The sequence below is a fragment of the Sandaracinaceae bacterium genome (genome assembly GCA_016706685.1).
In the GTDB taxonomy this organism is placed as follows: domain Bacteria; phylum Myxococcota_A; class Polyangia; order Polyangiales; family Houyiibacteriaceae; genus JADJJE01.
In genome coordinates, this window is record JADJJE010000008.1 from 1 (window position 1) to 26,040 (window position 26,040).

Consider the following 26,040-nt stretch of genomic DNA (forward strand, 5'->3'; position numbering starts at 1 on the left):
CGTGCAGCACGCGTTCCACAGCGCCATCACGTCCATCCGCGTGCTGGACGGGCTCGGCGTCCGCGCGACGTCGCCAGCGGACCCGGGTTCGCCCGTGGGGCTGTCGATGGGCCTCTTAGGTGTCCCTCTCCACGGTCACGCTGAAGCTCGAGCCCGAGTACATCTTGAACGGCTGGACGTCGGTGCAGCAGGCCGGGGACTGTCAGATCGACCTGTTCGGCGACGGTGACGCCACGCGCCCATCGCTGCAGAAGTTCTTCGAGACCAACGACTACGCGCGCCTGCTCTACTGGCCACAGAAGGGCGTGGAGCGGGTGGAGATCTGGACCGCCGAGCGCGCCGCGAAACGCCCGGCTGGAAGCCGAAGCCCTACCGTCAGTTCGACCGCGCCGTTCCTCACGCGGTGGTTCGTGCGCTTCTTGTACGCGCGTGCTGCCGCGCATCGACCTGGTGCCCGGAGACGCGGACGCCGCCGCCGCGGGGCCTGGCTGCGCCTTTGATCGATGACGCGTTTGCGGACGCGGGCCTGAGCGCGCCAGCGCTGTCAGAACCGTTCCTGGACAACCTCATCGACAACCTGGCCGACACGCTCGAGGACGTGGATGACAGCGTGGACAGCGTGAAGGAGGTGCTGGTGCGCGAGGCTCCATCCGCATGGTGGTCTCGCTCAGCAACAAGAGTGGCGGCGTGTACGAGGAGGAAGGGCTTCACGGACACCTGGTACGACGGGCTGCCGCACGATAGCCAGATGGACGACCAGCTGATGCCGGTGCTCTTCACCGGGCTGTGGGTGCCGCTCGACAGAGCGCCGAAGGTGATGCGCGCGCTGCGCGACTTCTGGGCGGCTGGCGGTCTCGAAGCCACCGGCACGTTCGCCACCGAGATCTACGCCGCGCCGGCCAGCCCCTTCACGCTGAGCGCGGCGCACGGCACGCCCGTGCTGCGCATCGACCCGTTCGTGTTCTGGCGCGACGGCGCGGCCGAACCGACTTCTTTCACAGTACTGGGAGCTGCTGAAGAGCTTCGACGCGCGCTTCCACTGGGGCAAGTCGCTCTCGGCCCCGGGCAGCAGCACAGGCTCGGCCTACCGCCGCGACAAGTGCAGGGCAGCCGCGTGGGACTCGTGGAAAGCTCTGCGCGCCGCATGGGACCCCAGCAGGTGTTCGTGAACCACTACTGGCGCGCCCACCTGGGGCTCCAGGCACGGGGCTGGCTCAGGCCGCCCTCAGGGCATGGGGGGCAGCGTGAAGAGCGCGTCCTGCAGCAGCTGGAGGGTGGGCGCCGTAGGGCGTGTGGGCCCCTTCGTAGTGCTGATGCATGTGCTCCTCGGGGGGGTGGTGTAGCCCGCGTAGTCGCCCGCATAGCCAATCAGGCTGGCGCTGCTCACGCCCCGAGCGCCGCGAGACGCCGCCAGCTCCACGCGCCGGCCCGCCACGGTGGTGGGCTCGCCCGGCACCGTCAGGAACACGTGCGTGCCCGGCTGCAGGCGGTGCACCGGATGCCAGGGCGAAGGCGAGGCCCCGCCGCGCAGGAAGCGCTACAGCACGGGCAGCACCGAGCGCCCGGGCCACTGCCTGTCGCCGGGCGGCTGGGTGCCGGGGCGCTTGCGCATGCCCTCGCGCAGCACGCTGCCCAGGATCTCCGGTGCGCCCGTCCTCGGCCCCGAACAAGATGGGGTAGCCAACATCCACGGGTGCGCGGGCCGGGAATCAACGCGCCGCCCATGCGCTGAGCGTGAGCGGCGTGCTGCTGCTGAGCAGGTTGGCCAGCAGCTCCGCCACCACGGCGCCCACACCCCGCTCCCACGCCAGGCCGGGGACTCGCCCTGCGCGGCCCTCCACTTCGCCGGGAGGCAGCGGCGTCACGTCCCCCCGCGCAAGCGAGCCCCAGCGCGGCCACCACGCCGGTGGGGTGCGCGCTCTCCACCCGCGCCAATGGCGTAGCCCGGCCATCGCGGTGGTAGGTGGCCTGCTTCGGCCCGAGCGCCGTGGCGTGGCACGCATAGAACGCGAACGCCGCCGCGTCACCCGTGCCGCTGGGGCGCGCCGCGATGCACGTGACGCGCGGGTCGATGGCCTTCTGCGTGGGGTCGAGACCGGCTGGCGCGCTGGCCGCAGGGTGGCCCGCGGTCGCCCACGCGCTGGCCTCGGGGTTGGCCACGAAGGGCGGCTCGGAGCGGTTGCGCGCGAGCCAGAAGCAGTCTTTCTGGCCCACCCCACCACACCCGGGCGCAAGCCGCGCGCGCGCGCCATGACCCCGCTCGCGATGGCGTCCCGGCCAGCTGGTCGATCCACGCCGTGTCGGGCGTGAGCAGCGCGTCGGGCCGCACGGGCCTGCGCGAACACCCAGTAGAACGAGTCCGCGTAGTAGTGCCCCGGCGCGGTGTGCGTGTGGGTGCCCGCCAGGATCAGGCGCTCGGCGGGGACGCCGCTCTTGGCCACCACGGCCTCGAAGACCGCGAGCGACGGGCATGGGGTCCACGATGCACACCGGCCTCTTCGCCGCTAGCGTCTTTGAGCGCGAGGCTGCGCGCGTAGAGCGTCTGGCCCCCCCACGGCGCCCTTCTTCCCGCCAGCGAGTAGCCGGCCATGCCGTAGTCGTCGGGCAGCGGGAGCGGGTGTTCGCTGGTGCCGTACTCGAGGGTGCCGACGCTGTGCCAGGTGATGCCGGTGGTCATGGGGTGGGCTCCCTGCGCTCCACGCGCATGCCGGGCAACATCGCCTCGAGGTTGCACATGTTGATGGTCTCATCGATGACCTCCTCGAGCTCCGCGCTCGTCAAGGCCGCAAGGCGGTCGAGACGCGCGCTCTGCAGCGCGCCATAGCCGGCCATGATCAGGCGCCGGTAGGTGGCCACGTACGTGATGGCGGCGGTGCTCACCTTCTCCATCTGGATCGCGCGGAAGATGGTGGGGTCGACCGCACGCTGGTAGTCCGCACGCAACTCGAAGAGCCCCACGAGCTGCGCGGAGAGGTAGATGCTCACGAGGAAGCGCCACTCCGCGACCTCCGCCTCGCTGGGGATGAGCAGCTCATAGAGGTGACGGCAGTCCGGATAGGTGATGCCCAGCTGCTGGGCCAGGCGGGTCCCGCGCGTGACCACCGCGAGGCTCATGTCTTCGGGAGAGTGCACATAGCGACGCAGGTCACTCATGGCCTGTTGGATCTCGGGCTCGCTCAGCGGCGCGAGCTCCTCTTCACAGTGGTAGCCGTCCACGTGGATGGGCACCGCGCCCTCGGGGCACGGCACGTCGTACAGGTCCAGGATGTGTCCGTCGGGGCCCGCGCCGATGTTGCCGCGCCGCGCCGCGCCGCCCGCGCGCACGTCACCCCGAGCGGCATGGACCCGTCGGCGCAGCGGTACTCGGCCACGCGCCGGTAGTCACTGCGCGTGTCGAAGCACGCGTGCCACGCGGTCTCGGGCGTGCGCCCGTCGCGGCCGTCGGGCATGGCACCCACCTCGCCCACCTGAGCCGCCGGGCGAGGTGCCGTGGCGGCCGATCCACCGCAGCCGGCGAGGCCGAGCGCGAGGATGAACAGAGACGCACCGACGCGGATCGGCGCAGGGAGGTGGGCAGTCCTCGTCATCGCCACACGGTAGGCGCGACGTCGCCCGAGCGTCAATCGCGTCGTGTGCTCGGCTCGAGACGCGGTGTCCCCTCAGGGACAGCGCCTACAAGAACTGCCCCTCGCCGAAACCCGGGGTGAGGTACCGCGCCCAGCGCGTGGGGACCGTCATGCCGTGGTCCGCCAGCGCCGCGCCCAGCGCCTCGTCGGGCTCGCCCCGCAGGCGCAAGAGCGCGCGCTCCACCATGAGCCCATGCGCGCCCAGCCGGGCCACATCACAGGCAGCCTTGGCCCGCACCAGCTCGGCCTCGGCCTGTGCGCGCGAACCCGCCGCCAGGTGCAGCGCGGCCTGCGCAAACTGCCCGAGCGCAGGCCCATCCGGACGCTTCACCGCGCGCAGCTCGTCGCACGTGCTCTTCACGCGCTTCCGCAAGCGACCATCCCCGCGGTTCTCGGCCCACGCCGCCATCTCGGCGGCCAGGCGCACGTGCAGGATGGCGGGCAGCACCACGGGCACGCGCAGCAGGTTGGCCGTGCGGATGGCAGGCCAGGCGGCGTCCACCAGCTCGAGGGCGCTCGCGGGGTGGTCGCCCATCAGGCGCTCCAGCACTTCCAAGCGCAGGCGGTAGAAGTCCCACATGCCGAAGTCCACCGTCCACGAGTCCATCGTCGCGCATGTCGCGGATGGCACGCGACAGGCCCTCGGCGTCGCCGGCCGCGGCCAGCGTGTAGCCCAGCGCGCTGGTCACCATGACGAAGGTGATCTGCTCGCCGCTGTTGGCGGTCTGACGCAGGAACTCTTCGCTGCGGGAGCGCATCTCGCGCAGGCGCCCGCGGTACTCGAGGCACGCGGTGATGGTGGTGCGCGCAATGGCCACGCTCCACGCGGTGGGCTCGGGCGATGCCGTGAGCAGCTCGACCGCACGGTCGCCGTGCTCGATGGCCGCGTCCCAGCCGCCCTCCAAGAGACCGCGCTGGCACCACGCCACGTGCACCAGGCCGCGCAGCGTGGGCGACTCCTCGGCGTCGGCGATGCGCCGCGCCAAGGCCATGAAGTCGTCGGGGCGCGTGCCCATGAACGGCACGAAGCCGGAGCCCACGAAGAGCAGGCCGTTGGCGGCCGCGCGCGGGCAGCCCGAGTCCAAGCCATAGAGCAGGCTGCGCAGGATGGTGACCGTGCCCTCGACCGGCGCGATGTTGCTGAGCCCCTTGCCCACCGACCAGCACAGCGCGCTCTTGAAGAGGGCGTCTTCGTTCACCTTCGGGCGTGGGGTGAGCGCCGCCTCCCGCACGCGCATGCGCACGCGCGCCGTGGCCAGCAAGAGCCCACGCAGCGCAGCCCCGCTGTCCTTCGGGAAGGGCGTCGGCCGCCGCGAAGAGCGGCCGCAGCACCTCGAAGGGCCTCCTTCACGGCGCCCGCCGCCAAGAACGCCTCGGCGGCCAGGCGCTGCAGCTCCATGCGCGCGCGCCCGTCCTGCACACCCTCCACGGCCGCCAGGTAGGCCGCGCCGGCTTCGTCGCAGCGCCCCGCTTGGTGCAGCGCGTCGGCGCGCGCCCGCTGCACCGCCGCCACGTTGGGCAGCTGGCCACCGGACCACAGCAGCGCGTCGCGATACGAGTCCGCCGCGGCCTGATACGCGAGCGTGCGCTGGGCCTCGGCCGCGGCCAGCAGCGCGTACTCGGCCGCCTCGCGCAGCTGCCCCGAGCCGTGCAGGGGTGAAGCCACCAGCTGCGGCGCCACGTCGGGCTCGCCAGCAGCTCGCGCGCCAGCGCCAGCGTGGCAGTGGCGCCGCTCCTCGGGCTCGAGCGCCAGCAGCACGCCCTCGCGGATGCGGTCGTGATAGGCCACCACGTTGGCGTTCAGGCCCGCGCCATCCACGCGCAGCAACGACTGGCCGCCAGCGTGGCCACCGTGGCGCGCGCGTCGCTCACGGCCGCCGCGCGGCAGCAGCAGCTGCTGGGGCAGCGGCTGGCCCGCCACCGACACCGTGCGCAAGAGGCTGCGGGCCTGGTCGGACAGCTCCTCGTAGCGGGCCTTCACCACGGACTCCACGCTCACCCGCTGGCCCGTGCGCGCCGTGCAGCGCCAGCTGCTCGATGAGGGAACGGGTTGCCGCCCGCGTCGGCCGCGATCTCCGCGAGCTCCAGCGTGTTCACGTCGTGGCTGCAGCGCCGCGCCAGCTCCACGCCAGCGGCCGCGGAGAGCGGGGCGAGGTCCAGGTGGCTCTCGTGGTGCAGGTCACGCCCCGACAGCGGCGCCAGCTGCTGCAGCAGCGCGCTCTCGTGGGCCTCGTCGGAGCGGTAGGCCAGCACCCAGAAGACCGGCAGCGAGATGGGCGGGCTCATCAGCGAGGCGAGGATGCGGCCCGCGCCGGCGTCGCCCCACTGCGCGTCGTCCAGCACCAGACACAGCGGGCGCTCGAGGTGCAGCGCCGAGAGCAACGTGGCGAGGCCGGCATAGGCCAGCTCGCGCACGTCGGCGCCGCCTGGGAGGGCCGGCGCGTCGGGCAGCTCGGGGAAGGCGCCGTAGATGGCCGGGAACATGCGCGCCGCGTGCGTGGTGTCCTCGGTGTTGAGCGCCTGCCGCACGTCCGGGGGGAAGCGACACAGGCGCAACACCGCCTGGTCGATCAGGTCGTCCAGGCCCTTGTACGGAATCGCCTCCGAATCATGGCGCTGGCGTTGAGTACGGTGGCCACGCTGGACAGGCGCAGAACGGCCTCTTCGATGAGCCGCGACTTCCCCACGCCCGAGCGCCCGCGCACGTGCAGCACCGTGGGGCGGCTGGTGTCGCGCTCGTGGTAGGCCGTCAAGATGGTGTCCAGCTCCTCCTCGCGGCCCACCAGCGCCACGGCCGTGGCCCCGAGCGCGCGGCCAGAGCTGGCCAGCTCCGGCCGCAGCACCGCCAGGATCTCGTCCAGCGTGGGGCGCGCTCCGGGGTCACGCTCCATCAAGGCATGCGCCAGGTCCGCCAGCGGCAGGCACTCGGGCGGCAGCGCCACCACGTCGCTCGGGTGCGGCAGCGCCTCCGAGCACTTGCGCATGATGATGGTGAGCGCCGAGTCGCCGGCCTTCTCGAAGGGCCGCCGCCCCACCAGCGCCTCGTACAGCATGACGCCCAGCGCATAGAGGTCTGCGCGCGTGTCGGTGGGTGCCCCGCGCGCCTGCTCGGGCGCCATGTAGAGCGGCGTGCCCACCACGCGGTGGCCCTCGGTGCCGCGCGTCTGCCCGCCCTTCAGCGCAGCCACGCCGAAGTCCAGCAAGAGCACGCGGCCCTCGTCCGACACCATCACGTTGCTGGGCTTGAGGTCCAGGTGCCGGACCCCCGCGGCGTGCAGCGCACCGAGGCCATCCACCAGCTGCGCGAACACGTCGCGCAACACACCGGCCTGCAGCGCCCCGGGCGGCGAGCGCAGCGTGAGGTGCTCGCCCAGGTCCGCGCCCGGCACGTGCTCCATGGTGAAGAACCACGTGTCGTTGGCCACGCCCAGCTCGTAGAGCTTCACCAGGTTGGGGTGCGCCAGCGCGGCCGTGTAGCGGAACTCGCTCTTGAAGCGCATGAGCGCCACCGGGTCGGGCGAGCGCAGCGTCTTCAGCGCCACCGCGCGCGCGTCTTCGGGCTCGAACGGGTCGCGCGCCAGGTAGACCACCCCCATGCCGCCAGAGCCCAGCACCTCGTCGATGCGGAAGCGCCCGATGGTGGCCGGCGCCGCCGGATCCGAGCGCCGCACCGGGTCCGCACGCGTGGCGGTTCCGTCGTTCGTGACCACGCCGCTGTCTTGGCGCGTCTGCGCCGCCGAGTCAGCTTCGGGTGGGTCCCAGGGCATGCCGTGGTGTACCACTTCTGGGTGTCGGAACGGCGCGGAATCAGGCCCGGCGCAGGGCTGCCGGGAGCCGAATGAGGCGGCCGCTCGGGGCTGCGGCTGGAGCCACCGGCGCGGCCTCGAGGGTCACCCCCGCGGGGGCCGGCAGCGCGTGCTTGGCCCCCTGCCGCAAGAGCGCGCGCCACTCGTCGGCGCTGTGCGTGCAGGCGCTGGTGCTCGCGTAGAACTCGCGGAACACGCGCAGGAATCGGGCCGGGTCGTGCTGGTGCGGGAAGTGCCCGGCGCCCTCGAACACCTCGAGCCGACTGTCGGGCAGCGCTTCGTGGATGCGCCCCGCGTGCTTCACCGGGATGACGCCGTCGCGCTCGCCCCAGACCACCAGCGTGGGCATGTCCTTGGCCAGGTAGCAGCGGTCCAGCATGGTGATGGCCTGCCCGCGCCAGTCCACCGCGCCGCGCAGCGTTCGCACGAAGGCGCGCCGGGAGGCCGCGTTGGGCAGCGCGTCGAAGATGCGGACGAGCTGGGCGGAGTCGAGCCCGATGTTGGTGTCGAGCGCCCGCAGCGCGGCGAACACGCCCTTGCCCACGAGGCGCGCGCCCGGGACGCTGAGCAGCGGCAGCACCAGGTCGGCGTTGGGCGCGGCCACGAAGCGCAGCACCGGGTTCACCTCGTGGCTCACGCCGCCCGTGCCCACCAGCACCAGGCGCTCGCAGCGCTCGGGGTACTGATAGGCGAACTGCATGGCCACGCCGCCGCCCAGCGAGTGCCCCATGACCGTCACGCGGTCCACGTCCAGCACGCTCAGCAGGTCGCGCATGGCGTTGGCGTACGCGCCGATGGAGTAGTCCGCGCGCGGCTTGTCCGACTCGCCGTGGCCCAGCAGGTCGGGCGCGATGACCGTGAACTCCTCGGCCAGCTCGGGGAGCACATCTTCCCAACTGTCGGCGTTGTCGCCGATGCCGTGGATGAGCAGCAGCGCCGGCCCGCTGCCCGCCTTGATGAAGGCGCGGCGGTACCCATGCACGTTCCGGAACTGCCGACGCAAGGTGGTCACGATTTGCACAGCGTAGCCGTCCGGGGGCTGGCTGGCCCTCGGGAGGGACACGCCGCGTGTCGAAGTTGCGGGGCTGATATGGCGACGAAACAAGGCTGAAACGGGTGCGCGGTTGGAGCGTGAGCGCCCGCACGGTTCGTGGTACCCCTCTCGGTCGGACAGCCACCCATGGACCAGGTCGACATCGCGGAATTCTTGAAGGTGGGGCTGGGCGTGCTGGTGGCCACGCGCAGCGAGCAGCTGGTCCCGCACTGCGTCTCGGGCGCTGCGCTGTCGCTCACCGGGCCCGAGCACGCGGTGGTCTTCCTGCCCCAGTACGAGGCCGCGCCAGCCATCGCGAACGTGAGCGCCAACGGCGCCATCGCCGTGGTGATCGAGCAGCCCACCACGCACCGCGGCATCCAGCTGAAGGGGCGCGCCACGGCCGTGCGCGACACCACGCCCGGTGAGGAGGCCGAGATCGCGGCGTTCGTGGGTCGCACGCTCGCGGAGTACGCCATGATCGGGCTGGCCCCCGCCGTCATCGCGCGCATGGTGTTCACGCCCTGCAAGGCCGTGGAGTTCACGTTCACCGACGTGTTCGAGCAGACCCCCGGGCCAGGCGCAGGGCGCGCCGTCACGGTGCGTCGATGAAGCTCGCGGACTTCTCCCACTGCTTCCAGGGCGTCACCCCCGCGGGCATCGCCACGTGCGGCGCCGACGGCGTGCCGAACATCGCCATGCTGAGCCAGGTGCACTACCTGGACGAAGGCCACGTGGCGCTGTCCTGCCAGTTCTTCAACAAGACGCGCCGCAACGTGGACCAGAACCCGTTCGCCAGCGTGCGGCTGTGGGACCCCGTCACGCTCCAGCCCTACCTGCTGCAGCTGCGCTTCCTGCGCGCCGAGACCGAAGGCGCGCTGTTCGACGACATGTCGGCGCGCATCGAGGCCATCGCGCGCACCACCGGCATGAGCGGCATCTTCAAGCTGCTGAGCGCCGACGTGTACGAAGTGCTGTCGTTCACGGTGCTCCCGGACGCACTGGCTCCCATGACCGAGCTGTCCGGCACCTGGTCGGGCTGCCCGGAGACCACGGCCGACCAGCGCCGCGAGGAGCTGCGTGGGCTGCAGCTGCTGAGCGACCGCATCTGCCGCGCGCGCACGCTGGACGCGCTCTTCGCCGCCGTGCTCGAGAGCATGACCACCTTGTTCGGTGCACAGCACGCGCTGTTGCTGCTGCACGAAGAGGAGCGCGCCACGTTGGTGGCCATCGACAGCACCGGCTACGAGCGCAGCGGCGCGGGAGCCGAAGTGGCCGTGGGCGAAGGCCTGATCGGCACGGTGGCGCAAACGCTACGCCCGCTGCAGCTCAGCGGCCTCAGCGCGGTGCGGAGGTACGCGCGCGCGGTGCAGGAGAGCGCACAGAAGGCGGGCGCACAGGTCACGGCGGAGATCCCGCTGCCGGGCCTCACCGATGCCCAGGCGCAGCTGGCGCTGCCGCTGGTGGCGCACGACCAGCTGGTGGGGGTGCTGGTGCTCGAGAGCCGCGACCCGCTGGCCTTCGAGAACTGGCACGAGGCGTACCTGGGGCTGCTCGCCAACCAGGCGGCGCTGGCCATCGCGGTGCTGTCCGAGCGCGACGACGAAGACAGCGGCGGGGACGCCTGCCCGGAGACGGCGCCCTTGCCGGCGCACCGACGGGTCTTCACGTGGTACGCGGCCGACGAGAGCGTGTTCGTGGACGGCGAGTACCTGATCCGCAACGTGCCCGCGCGCATCCTGTGGAAGCTGCTGAACGAGCACGCGGGTGGGCGGCGCGAGTTCACCAACCGTGAGCTGCGCATGGACCCGGCGCTGGGCTTGCCCGAGTACCGCGACAACCTCGAGAGCCGGCTGATCCTGCTGCGCAAGCGCCTCTGCGAGCGCTGCCCCGACGTGCGCCTGGTGCCCATCAAGCGCGGGCGCTTCGTGCTGGAGCGCGACTGCGAGCTGCAGCTCGAGGCCAAGCCCTGAGCAAGCGCGGCGGCGCGCTTAGGATCTATTTAGCAAGTCGCTAAGGAACACTTAGCGAATGGCCCGCGCGCGCTCGGCTATCTCTCTCTCGCTGGCACTTCGCCAGCCCACTCATACGAGAGAGACGCTCATGACCACCAGCCGCTACAACTTCTACACGATCATCCACAAGGGCATCCGCCACGAGCTGGGCGAGCTGCTGCGCCTCGGCGCCGGCACCGACTTCGCGGGCCCCGAGGCCGCCGCGTACGTGGCCCGGCTGCGCGCCTCCATCCGCCTGATGAACGAGCACGCGCTGCACGAAGACCACCACGTGGAGCCGCTGCTCGAGCGGTTTGCGCCCCCGCTCGCGCGGCGCGTGGCGGCCACCCACCGCGTGCTCGAGGCGCACGAGCACGAGGTGCTCACGCTGTGCGAGCCCGCGCTCGGCAGCCCCGCCGACGGCCACGCGCTGTACCTGGCGCTCACGCGCTACGCGGCCACGCAGTACGGCCACATGGCCGAGGAGGAGAGCGACGTGATCGAGGCGCTCTGGGAGCGCATGAGCGACGAGCAGATCATGGGGGTGGAGCACGCCATCGTCAGCAGCATCGCCCCCGAGGACAACGCGACGTACATGGCGTGGATGATCCACGGCATCAGCGACCCGGAGCGCGAGGCCTTCATCGGGGCCATGCGGCAGGGCGCGCCGGCCGAGGTGGTGGCCTACGCCGAGGCACTGGCGAACTCGGCGCGGCAGATGCGGCTGGCCGCCTGAGAGGGACGTCAGCGGTCCATGAGGACGTCACGGACTGTGGACGACTCGACACCGACGCGACCATCATCCGCCGATGCCGCACTGGTCGCTGAGCTTCGAGGGACCTGTCTCGTGGGACGAGCTGACGCGCGCGCTGGGCGCCGCGGTGGACGCGCTGGCAGGGCAGCAGGCGCCGTGGGTGGACCCTGGGCGCGAGGCGCTGGACGACCCGAACGGACCGACGGGCAACGCGTTCCGCCACGCGCTGACGCGCCCCGAGGCGACGCTGGCGCTCGCCCAGGAGGCTGGCGAGGGAAACCCGCGCGACGGGTACGGGTACCACCGGTCCGTGGTGCTCACGGTTGCCACACCGGGAGTGCTGTTGCAGGCGCGCGAGAGCGGCTACGAAGGCGGCTTCCGGCGCCTCGACCTGCACTTCGAGGCCCCGCGCGCCGAGGACGTGGACACCATCCGGGGCGCGCTGCGCGGCGTGCTCGGCCCCGCGCGTGACCGCTCCGCCGCAGCGTCGCTGGCGGCCCGGAACATCGCCGTGGCGCTGCCCCTCGACGAGGCGCGTGCGCGCCGCTGGCTGGCGGAGGGGAAGGCGCAGGGCCCGCAAGCCTATGGCTGGCGCGAGCTCTTGGCGCTGGCGGCGGAGCTCGAGGGCAGCACGCCAGCGCTCCTGACGCAGCGGCTGCGGGAGGCGCCCCACGACGTGGCCGCGTGGCGCGAGGCCACCCCCGAGACCAGCGGGCTCGCCGCCGAGGTGCTCACCGAGGTGCGGTGGCGCTTCGAGGCGCCGGCACCCACGGACGGCTGGCGACGGCTCGAGGACGGTCTCGGGCCGATTGGCGGACGCATGGGGCTCTCAGGCAGGCTCGACTCCGCGCTGTGGGGCGAAGCGCTGCCCCAGGAGAGCGGGCTCGTGCGCACCGCAGATGCGAGCGGCGCGACCCAACGCGGGCTGCGCGCGGCGTGGGCCGGCGGCGAGCTGCCGCGCATGGGTGTGGAGGAGCTCGACGCCGTGCAGGGGGAGCGCACCACCACGTTGCACCTCTGGGACGACACCGCAGGCGATCGCGTGGTGCTCCGCTGGGTCATCACCGACAAGAAGCCAACGGCGCTGCACCTCGGGTACGCCGCCGCCGCGGAGGGGAGCGCCGCGTTCCAAGCGCGGGCCTGGGCAGCGCTCGAGACGCTGAGCCCCGGCCGCTGGGAGCCCACGCCAGTCGCCGAGCTCTTCGCAGAGCGCGCACCGCGCCACAACGCGTTCGTGTCCCGCGCGTTGTCACGCCGCGAGCGGGTGCTGGCGACACTCGCGCTCACCGGGGACGACCTGCTCCCCGAGCTTACGGAGATCCTGCGCGCGTGCGCGTGTGACGAGCCCTACTGCCCACACGCCCGCCGCCTCATCGACCTCGAGCGCACCGCCGAGCGCGCGGTCTCCGCCGCCACCCTGTGGGCCGACCTATGCGTGCAGGCCACCCGCGCCGCCGCGCTCGACGCCGCCGTCGCGCTGCTGCAGGGGCGCCCCGACAGCGTCGACTACGCGCTGGCCCGCGCCGAGCACCACTGGGCCACGCACGAGTCCCTGCGGCCTGGGGTGGCGCTGAGCGACACGGTAGGCTGACCGCCATGCTGAGATCCGCGCGCGGTCTGGTGATGATGCTGCTCACTTGCGGGTGGCTGGCGCCGGGGTGTGGCCCCCACTACGAGCACTTGGTGGAGCGGAGCCTGCCCGCATCCGTCGAGCTCGCCTGCCCGGGCTACGTGGTCTGGAACCAGGAGCCCGTGCGGGACGTGTTCGTCGTCATGAATGGCTCGGGGACACTCTCCAACGCGTTCGTGCATCCCACCTTCGAGCGTGTGCTCGAGACACGGCCCATCGCGTACCTGACGTACGACAAGCCGGGCATCCGCGCCCCGTTCGGCGATCCGGGAGCCGTGCAGCGCGACCCCGCGCTGTTCCAGCAATACACGCTCGGTCACGGGGTGGAGTGCGCCACCCACGCGCTGCGCTGGGCGCGTGAGCAGTTCGGCGACGCGGTGCGCCTGCACCTGCGTGGTCACTCCGAGGGCACGCTGGTGGCCCTGTACACGTACGACGCGCTGCTCGAGCGTGATCCGGCGACGGGCGCGCGGATTGCGAGTCTCGTGCTGAGCGGCCTGGCGCTCGAGCCCTTCGCAGACATTCTCGAGCACCAGCTGGCGACCATGCCAGACGGCGACCGCCTGCGGGAGGCGCTCGCGTCGTGTGATGCCCGCGTCCTCGCTGCGAATCTGGGTGTCTCGTGCGCCTACGTGGACGACGCCACGCGGCGTCCCTCCGGTCGTGCCATGTTCGAGCGCTTGGCGGCGCGAACACCAGCGGCGCAGTTCCACGTCTTCCACGGCATCCAGGACTGGAACACGCCCGTGCAGCCGGTCCGCGACCTCGAGGCGTGGAACGCGGCGGAGGGTCACCTGGACATGACCTTTCATTACTACGAGGGAGGCCACGCGGGCAGCCACGCGGTGCGAGCGGAGCTGGCGCGGCTGCTCTCGGCGATCACCTCGAACTGAACCCACCCTTCCGCTCGGCGCAGACACCTGATGCGGGCCCCCCGCCATCGCGTGTACCCTGCGCTTCGGCGTCACCCCCCGCGTCCACTCTCTCCCCGAGGCCCCTGCATGTTCCGTCACGACTCTCTTGCCGCGCATCGTCCCACCCCTCGCTCGTTTCACCGCGTGCTCATCGCGCTCGCGCTGTGCACCGGGCTCTTCACCAGCGCCTGCGGTGGCGGCAGCACGGAGGGCGGCGAAGGAACCGCGGGTGGCGAGGAGACCTCCGCCATCCAAGCCGCCGAGGTGCCTCTCGACCAGAGCGCGCCCCAGGGCGAGACCGTGGCCGTGCTGTTCACGGCCGCGGCGCTCACGGGGCCGGACGAAGAGATCCCGCGCAACAGCGTGGGCGTCATGCTCACCGACGAGACCGGCACCACCGTGGAGGTGGCGCTGGTGGACCTCACCGGCACCTGCGGCGCCGTCGAAGCGGCGGCCGGTGGCATCGCGTCGTTCCAGTGCTGGTGGGCTGGCGGCGGCACCAAGCTGCACGCCCGCGCCGAGAACGGCGAGCTGGTGATCTACCGCGAGGAGCTCGAGGAAGAGAGCCCCGAGGACCCGACCGAGGCCGTGGCCATCCACCGCTTTGCGCTGGCCGCGGGTGCCAATGTGGTGGCGGCGCCCACCGACAGCCCGCTCTGAGGCACCATGGCGGGATGACGCGCTCCGCTCTCCCGCTGTTGGTGCTCCTGCTCTCGCTGCCGCTCGGCGCCCGCGCCCAAGTGGTGCTGACCCTCGACGGCGCCGTGCCGGACGGCGACGAGACGCACTTCTTCGTGCCGTTCGAGGTGCCCGCGGACATCGTGGAGATCGAGATCGCGCACGACGACCTGTCGGCGGACAACATCCTCGACTGGGGCGTGGAGAACCCCGCCGGCTTCCGCGGCTGGGGCGGTGGCAACACCGAGCCTGCCGTCATCGGCGTGGACCGCGCGTCGCGCAGCTATGTGCCGGGGCCCATCACCCCGGGCACGTGGCGCGTGGTGGTAGGCAAGGCGAAGATCGTGGCCGAGCCCGCCATGTACCAGCTGCGCGTGACCCTGCGGACGGCGGCCCAGGCCACGCTTGCCGCGCAGCCCGAGCGCGCTCCCTATGCGGACCCGGGCGCGCTGGCGACAGGCCGGCGCTTCTACGCGGGCGACTTCCACGTGCACTCGCGCGAGAGCGGTGACGCCGGGCCCACGCTCGACGCGATCGCCACGGCGGCCCGGGCGCGGGGCCTCGATTTCGTGGTGATCACCGACCACAACACGCACACTGCGCTCGACTACATGAACGACGCGCAGGCGCGCCACCCCGACTTGCTGTTCATCCCGGGCGTGGAGTTCACCACGTATGCGGGGCACGCGAACGCCATCGGCGCCACCGAGTGGGTGGACCACCGCATCGGCGTCGAGGGCGCCACCATCGAGGACGCGGCCGCGGCCTACCGCACACAGGGCGCGCTCTTCTCCATCAACCACCCGGCGCTCACGCTGGGTGACCTGTGCATCGGCTGCGCCTGGGAGCACACGCTCGCCGACGAGGCCATCGACGCCGTGGAGATCATGACGGGCGCGAGCGCCATCGCGCAGAGCGCGTTCCTGCAACCGAGCCTCGCGCTGTGGGACGGGCTCTGCGCGCGCGGGAGGCACGTGGCGCCCCTCGGAGGGAGCGACGACCACCAGGCTGGCGAAGGCACCGGTGGGCTCGACTCGCCCGTGGGCTCTCCGACCACGATGGTGGAGGCCGACGAGCTGTCGGTGACGGGCATCCTGGCGGGCATCCGCGCGGGCCGCACCGTGGTGCGCATCCCCGGCGAGAGCGCGCCCATGGTGGTGCTGAGCGCGCGCGAGCCGCTGACCGGCGACACGGTGGAAGCCCGCCGGGTGCGCCTGCTGGTGGACATCACCGGCGGCATGGGCGGCACGTTCCGCGTGGTGATGAACGGCGCGTTGCTGGGTGAGGCCATGGCGGTGGACTCGGACGCGTTTCACTTCGAGCTGGACGTGGTGGCCCCTGCGCTGGGCGAGGACCGCTACCGCGTGGAGGTGGTGGAGGAGCGCCGGCCCGTGACCATCACCAGCCACGTGTACGTGCGGCGGCCCGCGGGTGGCGGAGGCTGCGCCGTCCTGGGCGGCGCGACGGCGCCGGTGGCGCTCACGCTGCTGGGCTTGGCTCTCGGTCTGGCCTTCGCGCGAAGCGCTGCGCGAGCACGGCGCAGACCATGAGCTGGAGCTGGTGGAAGAGCATGAGCGGCAGCAGCAAGAGCCCCAGCGTCTGACCCGCGAAGAGCACCTGCGCCATGGGCACGCCCGTGGCCAGGCTCTTCTTGGACCCACAGAACAAGATGGTGATGCGGTCCTCGAGGCTGAAGCCCAGCCACTTGCCGAGGAGGTGCGTGGACAGCAGCGCCAGCGTGAGCAGCACGGCGCACGCCACCCCGAGTCCCAGCAGCGTGAGCGGCGCCACCTGCTGCCAGAGCCCGCCGATGACCGCGGCGCTGAACGCCGTGTAGACCACCAGCAAGATGGACGACTGGTCCACGTACTTGAGCACGTCCTTGTGGCGCGTGACCCAGGCGCCGATCCATCGGCGTGCCAGCTGCCCCAGAACGAACGGCAGCAGCAGCTGGAGCCCGATCTTGGCGATGGCGTCCAGCAGCGAGCCCTCGCCCGCGCCACCCGAGACGCCTAGCAAGAGCCCCACCAGAAGCGGCGTGACGAACACGCCGAACAGGCTCGACGCCGCCGCGCTGCAGATGGCCGCCGGGATGTTGCCGCGCGCGAGCGAGGTGAACGCGATGGCGGACTGCACCGTGGCCGGCAGCGCGCACAGGTAGAGCACGCCGCGGTACAGCTCGGGGCCCGTGAGCGGCGTGAGCAGCGGCCGCAGCGCGAGGCCCAGCAGCGGGAAGAGCGCGAAGGTGCACGCGAAGATGAGCAGGTGCAGCCGCACGTGGCTCGCGCCGGCCAGCACGGCCTCGCGCGAGAGCTTCGCGCCGTGCAGGAAGAACAGCAGGCCGATGCCCACGTTCGTGATCCACCCGAAGGCCACCGCCACGTCTCCGCGCGCCGGCAGCAGCGTGGCCACGGTCACCACCGCCACGAGGCTGAGCGTGAAGTTGTCGGGCAGTAGGCGAGAGCGGGCCATGGCGACCGGCCTGGTATGGGCGCCTTGGGCACACACGGCCAGCGGACGCCTCGGATTCTCTGCTAGGGTCCGCCGCCGTGTCGTACGTGTTCGTCAAACCCCGCTTCGACCAGCCCGTCGACGTGGAAGGCCACCTCGCGCGGCTGCCGGCGAACGCCACCTGCAAGGGCATGTTCTTCCGGGACCTGATCGCGCTCGCCACGCCGCACGTCTCGGAGGAGGACCTGCTGGCTTCGGCAGGCATCCCGGCGCGACGCTACCTGGCGTTCCTCGACTACCCCATGCGCGACAACCTGAAGCTCACCGTGGCGGTGGCGAAGGTGGTGCATCCGCACGTGCCGCTGGGCGAGGGGCTGCGGCGCCTCGGGCGCACGGGCTACCAGACCTTCCTCGCGAGCCACGTGGGCAAGGTGCTGATCCTGGCGGTGAGCCACGACCTGGCCGCGGTGCTGGAGCTGGCGCCGCGCGCCTATCCGCTGGTCATGAACTTCGGCGAGCTGAGCACCGAGCGGCCGGCCCCGCGCACGGTCATCGCCCGCTGCCGCTCTTTCCCGGCCTTCGTGGCAACCTACCAGGTGGGCACCATCGAAGCGGTCTTCCAGCACTTCGGGGTGGAAGGACAGCTGCGGGTCTGCGTGGAAGACATCGCCAACGTGGCCATCGAAGCCAGCTGGTGACGTGGTGTTTGCGCTTGCCTGCACGCAAGCGCTGACGGCATGGTCCGAGCATGCGACCCATCGCCGAGCTGTGCGCCGAGGTAGACCATGCACTGCAGCAGGTCTCGCTGCAGCTGACCAACGACGGCTTCGTGAACCGCCGCTATGAAGGCACGCTGGACGGCCTGCCGCTGCGGGGCGCGCTGAGCCTGTTCATGGACACCGGCAGCAACATCCGGCTGACCAGCGGACAGGCCACCGGCTATCAGCTCTCGCTCGAGTACGACAACGGGCTGCCCACGCGCTGGGTGATGGGCCACGACATCCCGGTGCTGCTCGGCGCGGGCCTCACGCGCGTGGCCAACGTCACGCCGAACGCGCTGCTGCGCGCCGACGACACCGCCTGGGCGGGGCGCTTCCTGAGCCCCGAGGTGAAGCCCGCGTTCACGCACCTAGCGGAGGTGGCCACCTTCGCGGAGCAGCGTCCCGGCGTGATGCAGCTCCAGGTGCGGCGCTTCGGAGACACCACGCTTCCGCCGCTGCTGCCGCTGTTGCATGCGTTCGCGGCCGTGGCGCGCGCCTCGCAGGCAGCGCCAGCGCCGCGCCCGAGCAAGGCACGGCTGGCCGACAACCGTGCGCTCATGATGGTGCTGATCACGCTGGCGGTGCTGGCCACGTTCGGCACCTGCCTGGTGCTGGGCTTCAGCCTACTGCCGTACTGAGCTGGTGCTGTCCTGACCGCAACGCGCCGTCACTCCGGTAGCGTAGCCTGACCGAAGGCGCCTCCGCGAGGCCAGGTGAGCGGCAGCGGTGGAGGCGTCAAGAAGGTGGCCTCCTGCGTAGCCAGCTTCTTGGCCTTGGCAGCCCGCACGCCCAGCTGCTGGAGCAGGCGCGTGGCCCCTTCGTCGATGGCGCTGGCGGGGATGATGCGGCGATAGACGTCGAGCGCCATGCCCAGCATGCCGCCAGCCACGATGCTCACCGTGAGGTCGGGGTCCACCACGGTGAACGTCCCGTTGGCAATCCCACGCTTCACGTCGGTGTAGAGGTGGGTGCGCATGCCACGCAGGAAGTGGTCCATGGGCAGGCCGGCGTCGAACAGGTACTTGCCGTAGTGGGGTGACTCCGCGATGAAGCGCAGGGTCTGGCGCGTGGACAACGCGAAGATCTCGGCCGAGTCGCTCACGCCGGCGGTCAACGTCGCCATATGCTGACCGTGCGTGACGGTGAAGAGCAGCGACAGGTTGTCGAGCAGCGCCTCCACGGTGTCGAAGTAGTTGTAGAACGTGCCGTGCGACAGCTCCGCCTGGTGGCTCACGTCGCGGATGGTCAGCGACCCCGCCGAGCGCTCCAGCAGCAGCTCCTGCGTGGCGATGAGCAAGCGGTTCCGCGTGCGCTCGCGCTTGGTGCCGCTGTCACGGGGGTCGGGGATGACGCGCATCGCGGGACCCTGCCAGATGCTGACGCGATGTCAATTATGACTGAGGGGGCGCGCCGGTGCCGCTCACGGGACCAGGCCGATGGCGTCGATCTCGTTCCAGCCCATGACCTGGTTGGTGTCCAGGTAGAGGCGCACCGTCTCGATGGTGCGCGGCGCGGGCAGCGACACCGTGACCACGGCGGAGGCGTACTGGGCGCTGGGATCCGTGCCCGTCCACAACGTCACGGGAGCGCTCGGGTTGGTGAGGTCGTCCACGCGCACCACGGCGCCGGGGTTGAACGTGGCCAGCCACATCACGTAGCGGGCGGCGACCGGCGCAGCGAAGCGGACGGTGATGTGCTGCAGCCCACCGTCGGACACCAACGTGGCCCAGGCCGCGCTGAGGTCTCCCGCGCGCGGATACACGTCGGGAGCGCCCAACGCCTGTGCGGCCGAGTTGGCCGACGACCCGTACTCGGTGGAGAAGTCCACCACCGAAGCGGCCCACACGGGGTTGCGCGCCAGCACCGTCTCGAGGGCCGGTGCCTCGGCGGCGATGGTGGTCCCCGGCACGCTCTCCGCGGCCGGCGTCATGACCGTGGGCGTGGAGGCGCTGCTACCCTCGCTCGCCACCGCCGCCACGATGCCGCCCACCACGCACAGCGCCACGACCGCGAACATCACCCACATGGCACCGCCGACCGAGAGCTCTTTGGTGGGCGGCGGGATCATGGGGCGCGCCGCGAGCGGCAAGAGGTCACGCGCGAGGAGGGCCACCGTGTCGATCTCGGCGTAGCCCGGCGTGTTGGTCAGGTAGACGCGCAGCTTGCGGATGACGCGCGGCCCGTCGAGCGTGACCTCGAGCGCGCAGGCCACGCTGCGCGGGTCGGCGGGTCCGGCATAGAGCAGCTCGTCGCCCGACGTGTGGTCCACCACCGCGTACACGCTGCCCGACTTGTTGGTCTCGTAGACGCGCAGCGCCGTGACGGGATAGTCGCTGGTGTACTCGAGCTCCACCCACTCGACCGGGCTCGAGCTGGACGACGGCGCCCAGGCGCCGCCGATGTCGCCGTAGCGCGGGAACACCTTGGGCGGGCCCACCATGGCCGAGGGCGACCAGCTGCCACCGTAGGTGCTGGAGGCCGCCGCGCGCGTGGGCCAGATGGCGCGGTCGGCCGGCACCAGCGCCTCCACCTTCATGTCGCGCGTGGTGAGCCGCGCGCCGCGCCCCTTCGCCGGCACGCTCCCCGGCCCGCTCAGCAGCCGCTCGTGGATGCCGGTGGGGCGCTCGGGGTGGGCCGCCGCCGAGGCCAGCTCTTGCTGCGCGCCGCTCACGATGGTGGCCGTGAGGTACGTGGCCTGGCTGCAGTACGCGCACTCCACCACGTTCTGGCCAGGCACCGGCGAGAGGTTGGCGCCGCAGTTGCCACAGCGCAGGACTTGCGATTCGGAAGGCATGGAGGGCGATCCTACATCAGCCGACCTCGAGCACCACCTTGCCGCGTGCGCGCTTGGTCTCCATGTAGCGGTGCGCCTCGGCCACGTCGTCGAGCGCGAACGAGCGGTCCACCACCACCGTGAGGCGACCGGCGTCGATGTGCTCACGCAGCCACTCGAGCTGGGCGCGCTGCGAGCGCACCACCACCAGGCGCGCGCGCTGCTTCGAGAACACGGTGCGCGCCACGTCCTTCACGATCTGGCCGCTGGGGATGGTCTGCACGTAGGTGCCGCGCTCCGTGAGCAGCGGGCGCAGCGTGTCGAAGCGGTAGTTGCCGAACACGTCGAAGATGGCGTCGAAGCGCTGGGTCAGGCCCGTGAGCGGGGTCTCCGCGTAGTCCACCACGTGGTCCGCCCCGAGGCCGCGCACCAGCTCGGCGTTGCGCGCGCTGCACACCGCAGTGACCTCGGCGCCCAGCAGCTTCGCGATCTGCACCGCGAACACACCCACGCCGCCCGACGCACCGTTGACCAGCACGCGCTGCCCAGGCTTGACGCGCGCCTCGTCGCGCAGGCCTTGCAGCGCCGTCTGCGCGGCCAGCGGAACGGCGGCAGCGGTGCGCAGGTCCACCGTGGTGGGCACCGCACACAGCGACTGCGCGTCCACGGCGGCGTACTGCGCATAGGCCCGCCCGGCGAAGTCGTTGATCATGCCGAACACCTGCTGGCCCACCGCGAGGTCTGCGCCGGGCGCGGCCTCCACCACCTCGCCGGCGATGTCGTGGCCCACCAGCAGCGGGAACTTCTTGCCGGTGGCGATCTTGAACTTGCCCTTGCGGACGATGACGTCTTTCGGGTTCACGCCGATGAAGCGCGTGCGCACCAGCACCTGGCCGCGCGTGGGCACCGGCCGTGGCACCGTGGCCGGGCGCAGCACGTCGGCCGCGCCGTAGCGGTCGATGACCACGGCGTGCATGGTCTCGGTGGGGTGGAGGTGCTTTCCGTACTGCGGGAGGGCGCTCATGGTGCGCTCGTCGTACCACGCCGGAAGACGCCCCGCCCCGACGCGCGGTAGCCGGCGGCGTCCAGCCAGGGCGCGAGCGCGGACTCCTGGGGGTGCCCGCCGTCGACGGCCTCGAGGTGCGCGGCGCTCGGGCTCTGCGCGAGGGCGCTCACCAGGGCCGCTGCGAGGCGCCCACGCTCCGGGTCCGCCGCTGGCAGGTGGGTGACCAGGTTCTTGCCGCTGGCCGCGCGGTAGCCTGCGAGTGCACCATCCACCAGCCAGACACGCGCGCCGGCGCTACGGGCGAAGCGGCCACCCCCCGCCGGCCAGGGGAGCACGGCGCCGTAGGGCTGAGCCGGGTCCATGGCGGCCAGCTCCAGCACCTCGGGGCCCGCGCTCGCGGCACGCTCACGCAGAGTGCGCAGGCGCTCGGCCGCGCCGGGCCACGCAAACTGGACCCCGCCCAGGTCCTTCACGAAGTAGCCGCGCCGCACCCGCCCGGCCGTCTCCATGGCGTCCAGCACCGGGTAGATGCCGCCGAAGCCGCCTGGCACCTCCTCGGCGGTGAGGCTCTCGCGCAGCAGCACGCCGTGCCGCAGCAAGAGCCGCGTGACGCGGGCCTCGGCGCGCTCGGTGTCCGTGGCCTGGGTATCACTCTCGAGGTGGGGCGGGAACAGCAGCGACCAGCGCCCCTCGCCGCCTGGCGGGGTCTGCCGGCCGCGAGCTGGGCGGCCTGCCGTCCGGCCACCAACGAGGCGACCGCTGACGGGCCGACCCCGACCACGTGACGCCTCACGCCCGTCTGGGCGGGCCAGACTGCGGAGCGGAAGCAGCGTGTCATTGGTGACAACGCCCTGGTGCATGAGCTCCCAGATCGCGGCCAGCAGGTCAGCCGGGAAGGCGCGCGTCTCGGCCAGCAGCTCGTGGAAGAACATGGCGCCGTGCCCCGTGAGCGCGTGCTGCACCTGGCGTATCAAGCTGGGCTCATGCTCCTCCACCGAGATGGGGAGCGGTGCAGGCGGGACCAGCAGCGTGTCCACGCTGTCCGCGAGGAACAGCGCCACGCGCGCATCCCGCAGCCCGAGCGAGCCCCGCCCTTGAAACAGCACCTCGCCGGAGGCCAGCAGCGCGTCCAGGTCGCGCACGTCGAAGTCGGCCAGCCGCGCGGGCAGCACGCTGCGCTCGAGGTCGGTGGCGGGCAGCGGATAACCCTCGAGCTGGGCGATGACGTCCAGCAGGGCCTCGGGACCGCGACCCCGTTCCCCCACGCCCTGCCACGCGGGCAGAAAGCGCCCCAGCGTGTCGGCGGGGACAGGCTCCACCTCGCGGGCATGCCGAGCCAGCGACGCACGCCGGAGCCGCTTGAGCACCTGCTCGTCGCAGTGCTCGTGCCCTTCACCCGTGGGCAGGAAGGCACCCTCCACCACGCGCCCGTCGGCCACGAGCTGCCGCAGGGCAAGCTGAGTGGCCGCCAGCGTGAGGCCCAGCCGAGAGGCGGCATCGGCCGCGCGGAACGGCCCGTGCGTGCGGGCAAAGCGGCCCACCAGGTCACCCAGCGGGTCCGGCACGGGCTCGAGGAACACGGGCGGCACCCCAGGCGGTGGGGTGACCCCCAGTGCGTCGCGGTAGCGCGAGAGGTCTTCCGCGGCGATGACGTGCGGCACACCGTGGATATCAACAGAGATAACTCGCCAGTGCTCCGCCAGCTGAGCGAGCAGCTCCGCGAGCGGCGCTTCTCCTTCATAGCGCTCCGCCAGCGCGGGCCCCGTGAGCGCGCCGAGATCACGCAGCAGGTCGTGCACCCCATCGGCCGTGTGGGCCTGGCGGGCGTCCAGGTGTTGCAGGCTGCGCTCCACCTGGGCGATGGCCAGCGGGTCCAGCAGCTGGCGCAGGTCGGGCTCACCCAGCAGCTCGCGCAGCTGTGCGTGGTCCAGCGTCAGCGCGCGCGCGCGGCGCTCGGCCACGGGCGCGTCGTCGTCATAGAGGTAGTTGCCCACCCAGCTGAACAGCAGCGATGCAGCGAAGGGCGACGGGCGCGCGCTGTCCACCACGGTGACGCTCACCTCGCGGCGCTCGATCTGCTGCAGCAAGCTGCCGAGCCCGGGCAGGTCGAACACGTCGCGCAGGCACTCGCGGTAAGTCTCGAGCACCATGGGGAAGTCGCCGAAGTCGCCCGCCACCGAGAGCAGGTCCGCTGAGCGCCGCCGGTTGAGCCACAGGGGCACGCGCTGCCCGGGCCGGCGCTTGGGCAGCAGCAGCGCGCGGCCCGCGTTCTCACGGAAGTGCGCGGCGAACAGTGCGGTGTCTGCGAGCGCGCGCGAGACGCTGTCTTCGAGGCCGTCGGACTCCGGGAAGAACAGCGCGGGGTCCGGCGCCTGGGCAAGCTCGGGCAGCCGGAAGAGCATGCCCTCGTCGTGCCACATGACGTCCAGCGTGGTGCCGTAGGCGCTCTCGAGGCGGCGCTTGATGGCGGTGGCCCAGGGCGCATGCACGCGGCCCCCGAAAGGCGAGAGGATGGCTACGCAGCGGTCCCCCAGCGCATCGGCGAAGCGCTCGAGCACGATGGCCCGGTCGCTGGGCACGGCCCCGGTGGCGGCACGCTGCTCGGCGATGTAGCGGACCAGCTCGGAGGCGGCGAACGCGTCCAGGCTGTGCTGCTCCTGCAACACGCGCTCGGCGTCTGCCGCGGGCTGCGCGCTGAGCTGGCCCGCGAGCTCGCCGATGACCCTGCCGAACTCGAGCGGCCGCGAGGGGCGCTCGCCCTTCCAGAACGGCATGCGCCCCGCTTCGCCCGGCGCAGGCACCACCAGCACACGGTCGTGCGTGATCTCGTCCACCCGCCAGCTGGTGGCGCCCAGCTGGAACACGTCGCCCGGCTGCGACTCGAAGACCATCTCCTCGTCCAGCTCGCCGAGGCGCGTGGGCTTCTCGGCGCCGGCCAGGTACACGCCATAGAGGCCACGGTCGGGGATGGTGCCGCCGTTCACCACCGCCAGGAGCCGCGCACCGCGCCGCGCCTCGAGCCGCCCCGTGACGCGGTCCCACCTGATGCGCGGCCGCAGCTCGGCGAAGCGGTCGGACGGATAGCGTCCGCTCAGCATGTCCAGCACGCCCTCGAACGCGCGCCGCGGCAGCTCCGCGAAGGGGGCCGCGCCGCGCACCCACGCATACAGCGTGCTCACGTCCACCGGCTCGGCCGCCAGCATGGCCACCACCTGCTGCGCCAGCACGTCCAGCGGGTTCACCAGGTAGCGTGTTTCTTCCACGTGGCCCGCGTGCACGTGCTGCACCAGCGCCGCGCAGGCCAAGAGGTCGCTCCGGTGGGTGGGGAACAGCACGCCCTTCGACACCGCGCCCACCTGGTGCCCGGCGCGCCCGATGCGCTGGATGCCGGACGCCACCGACGGCGGTGCCTCTATCTGCACCACCAGGTCCACCGCGCCCATGTCGATGCCCAGCTCGAGCGACGACGTGGCCACTACGGCGGGCAGCGTGCCCAGCTTGAGCCGCCCCTCGAGCTCCGCACGGGCCTCCTTGCTGATGCTACCGTGGTGCGCGCGAGCCACCTCGGTGCCCGCCAGATCGTTGAGCGCCTGCGCCAGCCGCTCGGCCAGGCGCCGGCTGTTCACGAACACCAGCGTGGTGTGGTGCTCCTGGATCAACGCCAGCAGGCGCGCGTGCAGGCTGGGCCAGATGCTGGGTGCCGCAGGGCGCGAGCCTGCGGGCTCGGTACCCGGCTCGGCTTCCACCTCGGGCGGCAGCTCCACACGCAGCGCAAAGGTCTTGCCTCGGCCCGCGTCCACCACCGTGACCGGGCGCGGGGTGAGCTGCGGGACCTGAGGCGTGGCCGGGTCCAGCGTGACCTCGAAGCCGCCCAGGAACGCGGCCACCTCGGTCAGCGGCCGCTGCGTGGCGCTCAGCCCGATGCGCTGGAGCGGCGGGGCTTCCGGGTTGGCAGCGCGCCGCAGCGCTTCGAGGCGCTCGAGGCTCAGCGCCAGGTGCGCGCCGCGCTTGGTGCCCACCACCGCGTGGATCTCGTCCACGATGACCGTCTCGACGTGAGCCAAGCCCGCGCGCGCCTGGCTGGTGAGCAGCAGGTACAGCGACTCGGGCGTGGTGATGAGGATGTCCGGCGGCCGCTTGCCCAGCTGCGCGCGCACCTTTTGGGGCGTGTCGCCGGAGCGCACCCCCACGCTGGGCACCCGATGCGGCACGCCATCGGCAAGGGCCTGCTGCGTGATGCCGGCGAGCGGCACGGCGAGGTTGCGCTCCACGTCCACGCCCAGCGCCTTGAGCGGCGAGAGATACAGCACGCGCGTGCCGGGTTGCTGCGCGGGCGTGCCGAACATGAGTTTGTCGAGCGCCACCAAGAACGCGGAGAGCGTCTTGCCCGAGCCCGTGGGTGCCAGCAGCAGCGTGGAGGCCCCGCTCGCGATGGACGGCCAGGCCAGCGCCTGCGCCTCGGTGGCGCATGGGAACGCCTGCTCGAACCAGCGCTGGGTCGACGGGTGCGCGAAGCGGAGCGCGTGGGGCGGGGTGGCCACCCCAGGGTTCTACGGGGTGGGTGCGACACTGTCACGGGTCCTGGGGCGCGCCACGCGCGTCCAGCGGTATAAG

At 72.0% G+C, this 26,040-nt stretch carries 25 protein-coding genes; 10 read left to right on the plus strand and 15 right to left on the minus strand.

The features are described from left to right. Positions 1-119 precede the first annotated feature (119 nt). Positions 120-500: a hypothetical protein gene (locus IPI43_11350; protein MBK7774714.1), complete on the plus strand. Its 381-nt coding sequence runs from the start codon at positions 120-122 to the stop codon at positions 498-500. Between the two features lie 725 nt (positions 501-1,225). Here IPI43_11350 and IPI43_11355 read toward each other — a convergent pair. The 10 genes from IPI43_11355 to IPI43_11400 all read right to left on the minus strand — a co-directional run bounded on the left by IPI43_11355 (position 1,226) and on the right by IPI43_11400 (position 8,495). After that, positions 1,226-1,495, minus strand: a complete 270-nt coding sequence (locus IPI43_11355; protein ID MBK7774715.1) for a hypothetical protein — start codon at positions 1,493-1,495, stop codon at positions 1,226-1,228. A 42-nt stretch (positions 1,496-1,537) separates the two neighbouring features. Further along, a complete protein-coding gene (locus tag IPI43_11360) occupies positions 1,538-1,687 on the minus strand; it encodes a hypothetical protein (GenBank protein MBK7774716.1) in 150 nt (49 codons plus the stop codon). A 22-nt stretch (positions 1,688-1,709) separates the two neighbouring features. Continuing rightward, the gene (locus tag IPI43_11365) at positions 1,710-1,865 is read right to left on the minus strand and encodes a hypothetical protein (GenBank protein MBK7774717.1); all 156 of its coding nucleotides are present in this window, start codon (positions 1,863-1,865) and stop codon (positions 1,710-1,712) included. A gap of 542 nt (positions 1,866-2,407) precedes the next feature. Beyond that, positions 2,408-2,677 (minus strand): hypothetical protein, encoded by a 270-nt coding sequence (locus IPI43_11370; GenBank protein ID MBK7774718.1) that lies wholly within the window; start codon positions 2,675-2,677, stop codon positions 2,408-2,410. Continuing rightward, positions 2,674-3,324, minus strand: coding sequence for a hypothetical protein (locus IPI43_11375; GenBank protein MBK7774719.1), 651 nt, complete (start codon positions 3,322-3,324; stop codon positions 2,674-2,676). Before IPI43_11375 ends, IPI43_11370 begins: the two co-directional genes overlap by 4 nt. Before the next feature lie 348 nt (positions 3,325-3,672). After that, positions 3,673-4,233, minus strand: a complete 561-nt coding sequence (locus IPI43_11380) for a hypothetical protein (GenBank protein ID MBK7774720.1) — start codon at positions 4,231-4,233, stop codon at positions 3,673-3,675. 588 nt (positions 4,234-4,821) lie between these two features. Then, positions 4,822-5,625 (minus strand): hypothetical protein, encoded by an 804-nt coding sequence (locus IPI43_11385; GenBank protein MBK7774721.1) that lies wholly within the window; start codon positions 5,623-5,625, stop codon positions 4,822-4,824. Further along, positions 5,622-6,185 (minus strand): ATP-binding protein, encoded by a 564-nt coding sequence (locus IPI43_11390; protein MBK7774722.1) that lies wholly within the window; start codon positions 6,183-6,185, stop codon positions 5,622-5,624. The genes IPI43_11385 and IPI43_11390 overlap by 4 nt, the downstream gene beginning before the upstream one ends. An 11-nt stretch (positions 6,186-6,196) precedes the next feature. After that, the gene (locus IPI43_11395) at positions 6,197-7,393 is read right to left on the minus strand and encodes a serine/threonine-protein kinase PknK (protein ID MBK7774723.1); all 1,197 of its coding nucleotides are present in this window, start codon (positions 7,391-7,393) and stop codon (positions 6,197-6,199) included. Positions 7,394-7,433: 40 nt separating this feature from the next. Next, on the minus strand, positions 7,434-8,495 hold the full coding sequence (locus IPI43_11400) for an alpha/beta hydrolase (protein MBK7774724.1): 1,062 nt from the start codon (positions 8,493-8,495) through the stop codon (positions 7,434-7,436). A 117-nt stretch (positions 8,496-8,612) separates the two neighbouring features. Here IPI43_11400 and IPI43_11405 point away from each other — a divergent pair, with 117 nt between their 5' ends. From IPI43_11405 to IPI43_11435, 7 genes are all read left to right on the plus strand, one after another. Beyond that, positions 8,613-9,077, plus strand: coding sequence for a hypothetical protein (locus tag IPI43_11405; GenBank protein MBK7774725.1), 465 nt, complete (start codon positions 8,613-8,615; stop codon positions 9,075-9,077). Next, entirely contained in the window at positions 9,074-10,438 is a 1,365-nt protein-coding gene (locus IPI43_11410) for a GAF domain-containing protein (GenBank protein MBK7774726.1), read from the plus strand. Before IPI43_11405 ends, IPI43_11410 begins: the two co-directional genes overlap by 4 nt. A 130-nt stretch (positions 10,439-10,568) precedes the next feature. Further along, positions 10,569-11,195: a hemerythrin domain-containing protein gene (locus IPI43_11415; GenBank protein MBK7774727.1), complete on the plus strand. Its 627-nt coding sequence runs from the start codon at positions 10,569-10,571 to the stop codon at positions 11,193-11,195. A 73-nt stretch (positions 11,196-11,268) separates the two neighbouring features. Further along, the gene (locus IPI43_11420) at positions 11,269-12,804 is read left to right on the plus strand and encodes a hypothetical protein (GenBank protein MBK7774728.1); all 1,536 of its coding nucleotides are present in this window, start codon (positions 11,269-11,271) and stop codon (positions 12,802-12,804) included. 5 nt (positions 12,805-12,809) lie between these two features. Next, positions 12,810-13,736, plus strand: coding sequence for a hypothetical protein (locus tag IPI43_11425; GenBank protein MBK7774729.1), 927 nt, complete (start codon positions 12,810-12,812; stop codon positions 13,734-13,736). Between the two features lie 108 nt (positions 13,737-13,844). Beyond that, complete coding sequence (locus IPI43_11430; GenBank protein ID MBK7774730.1) at positions 13,845-14,417, plus strand: hypothetical protein; 573 nt, start codon at positions 13,845-13,847, stop codon at positions 14,415-14,417. 14 nt (positions 14,418-14,431) lie between these two features. Continuing rightward, the gene (locus IPI43_11435; GenBank protein MBK7774731.1) at positions 14,432-15,985 is read left to right on the plus strand and encodes a CehA/McbA family metallohydrolase; all 1,554 of its coding nucleotides are present in this window, start codon (positions 14,432-14,434) and stop codon (positions 15,983-15,985) included. On the opposite strand, the gene IPI43_11440 is transcribed toward IPI43_11435, so the two are convergent. Then, a complete protein-coding gene (locus IPI43_11440) occupies positions 15,915-16,907 on the minus strand; it encodes a bile acid:sodium symporter (GenBank protein MBK7774732.1) in 993 nt (330 codons plus the stop codon). The two genes, IPI43_11435 and IPI43_11440, sit on opposite strands and share 71 nt — an antisense overlap. Positions 16,908-16,984: 77 nt before the next feature. Between IPI43_11440 and IPI43_11445 the strand changes: the two genes are divergently transcribed. Both IPI43_11445 and IPI43_11450 read left to right on the plus strand, forming a co-directional pair. Beyond that, on the plus strand, positions 16,985-17,584 hold the full coding sequence (locus IPI43_11445) for a DUF2378 family protein (protein ID MBK7774733.1): 600 nt from the start codon (positions 16,985-16,987) through the stop codon (positions 17,582-17,584). A 50-nt stretch (positions 17,585-17,634) separates the two neighbouring features. Then, positions 17,635-18,285 carry a hypothetical protein gene (locus tag IPI43_11450; GenBank protein ID MBK7774734.1) on the plus strand — a complete coding sequence of 217 codons (651 nt, stop codon included), beginning with the start codon at positions 17,635-17,637 and terminating at the stop codon, positions 18,283-18,285. 29 nt (positions 18,286-18,314) lie between these two features. Here IPI43_11450 and IPI43_11455 read toward each other — a convergent pair whose 3' ends face one another. From IPI43_11455 to IPI43_11470, 4 genes are all read right to left on the minus strand, one after another. Then, complete coding sequence (locus tag IPI43_11455; protein MBK7774735.1) at positions 18,315-19,004, minus strand: TetR/AcrR family transcriptional regulator; 690 nt, start codon at positions 19,002-19,004, stop codon at positions 18,315-18,317. 63 nt (positions 19,005-19,067) lie between these two features. Further along, positions 19,068-20,441 (minus strand): hypothetical protein, encoded by a 1,374-nt coding sequence (locus IPI43_11460; GenBank protein ID MBK7774736.1) that lies wholly within the window; start codon positions 20,439-20,441, stop codon positions 19,068-19,070. A gap of 16 nt (positions 20,442-20,457) precedes the next feature. After that, positions 20,458-21,444, minus strand: coding sequence for an NAD(P)-dependent alcohol dehydrogenase (locus IPI43_11465; protein MBK7774737.1), 987 nt, complete (start codon positions 21,442-21,444; stop codon positions 20,458-20,460). Beyond that, positions 21,441-25,967, minus strand: a complete 4,527-nt coding sequence (locus IPI43_11470; GenBank protein MBK7774738.1) for a DEAD/DEAH box helicase — start codon at positions 25,965-25,967, stop codon at positions 21,441-21,443. Before IPI43_11470 ends, IPI43_11465 begins: the two co-directional genes overlap by 4 nt. Positions 25,968-26,040: the final 73 nt, after the last annotated feature.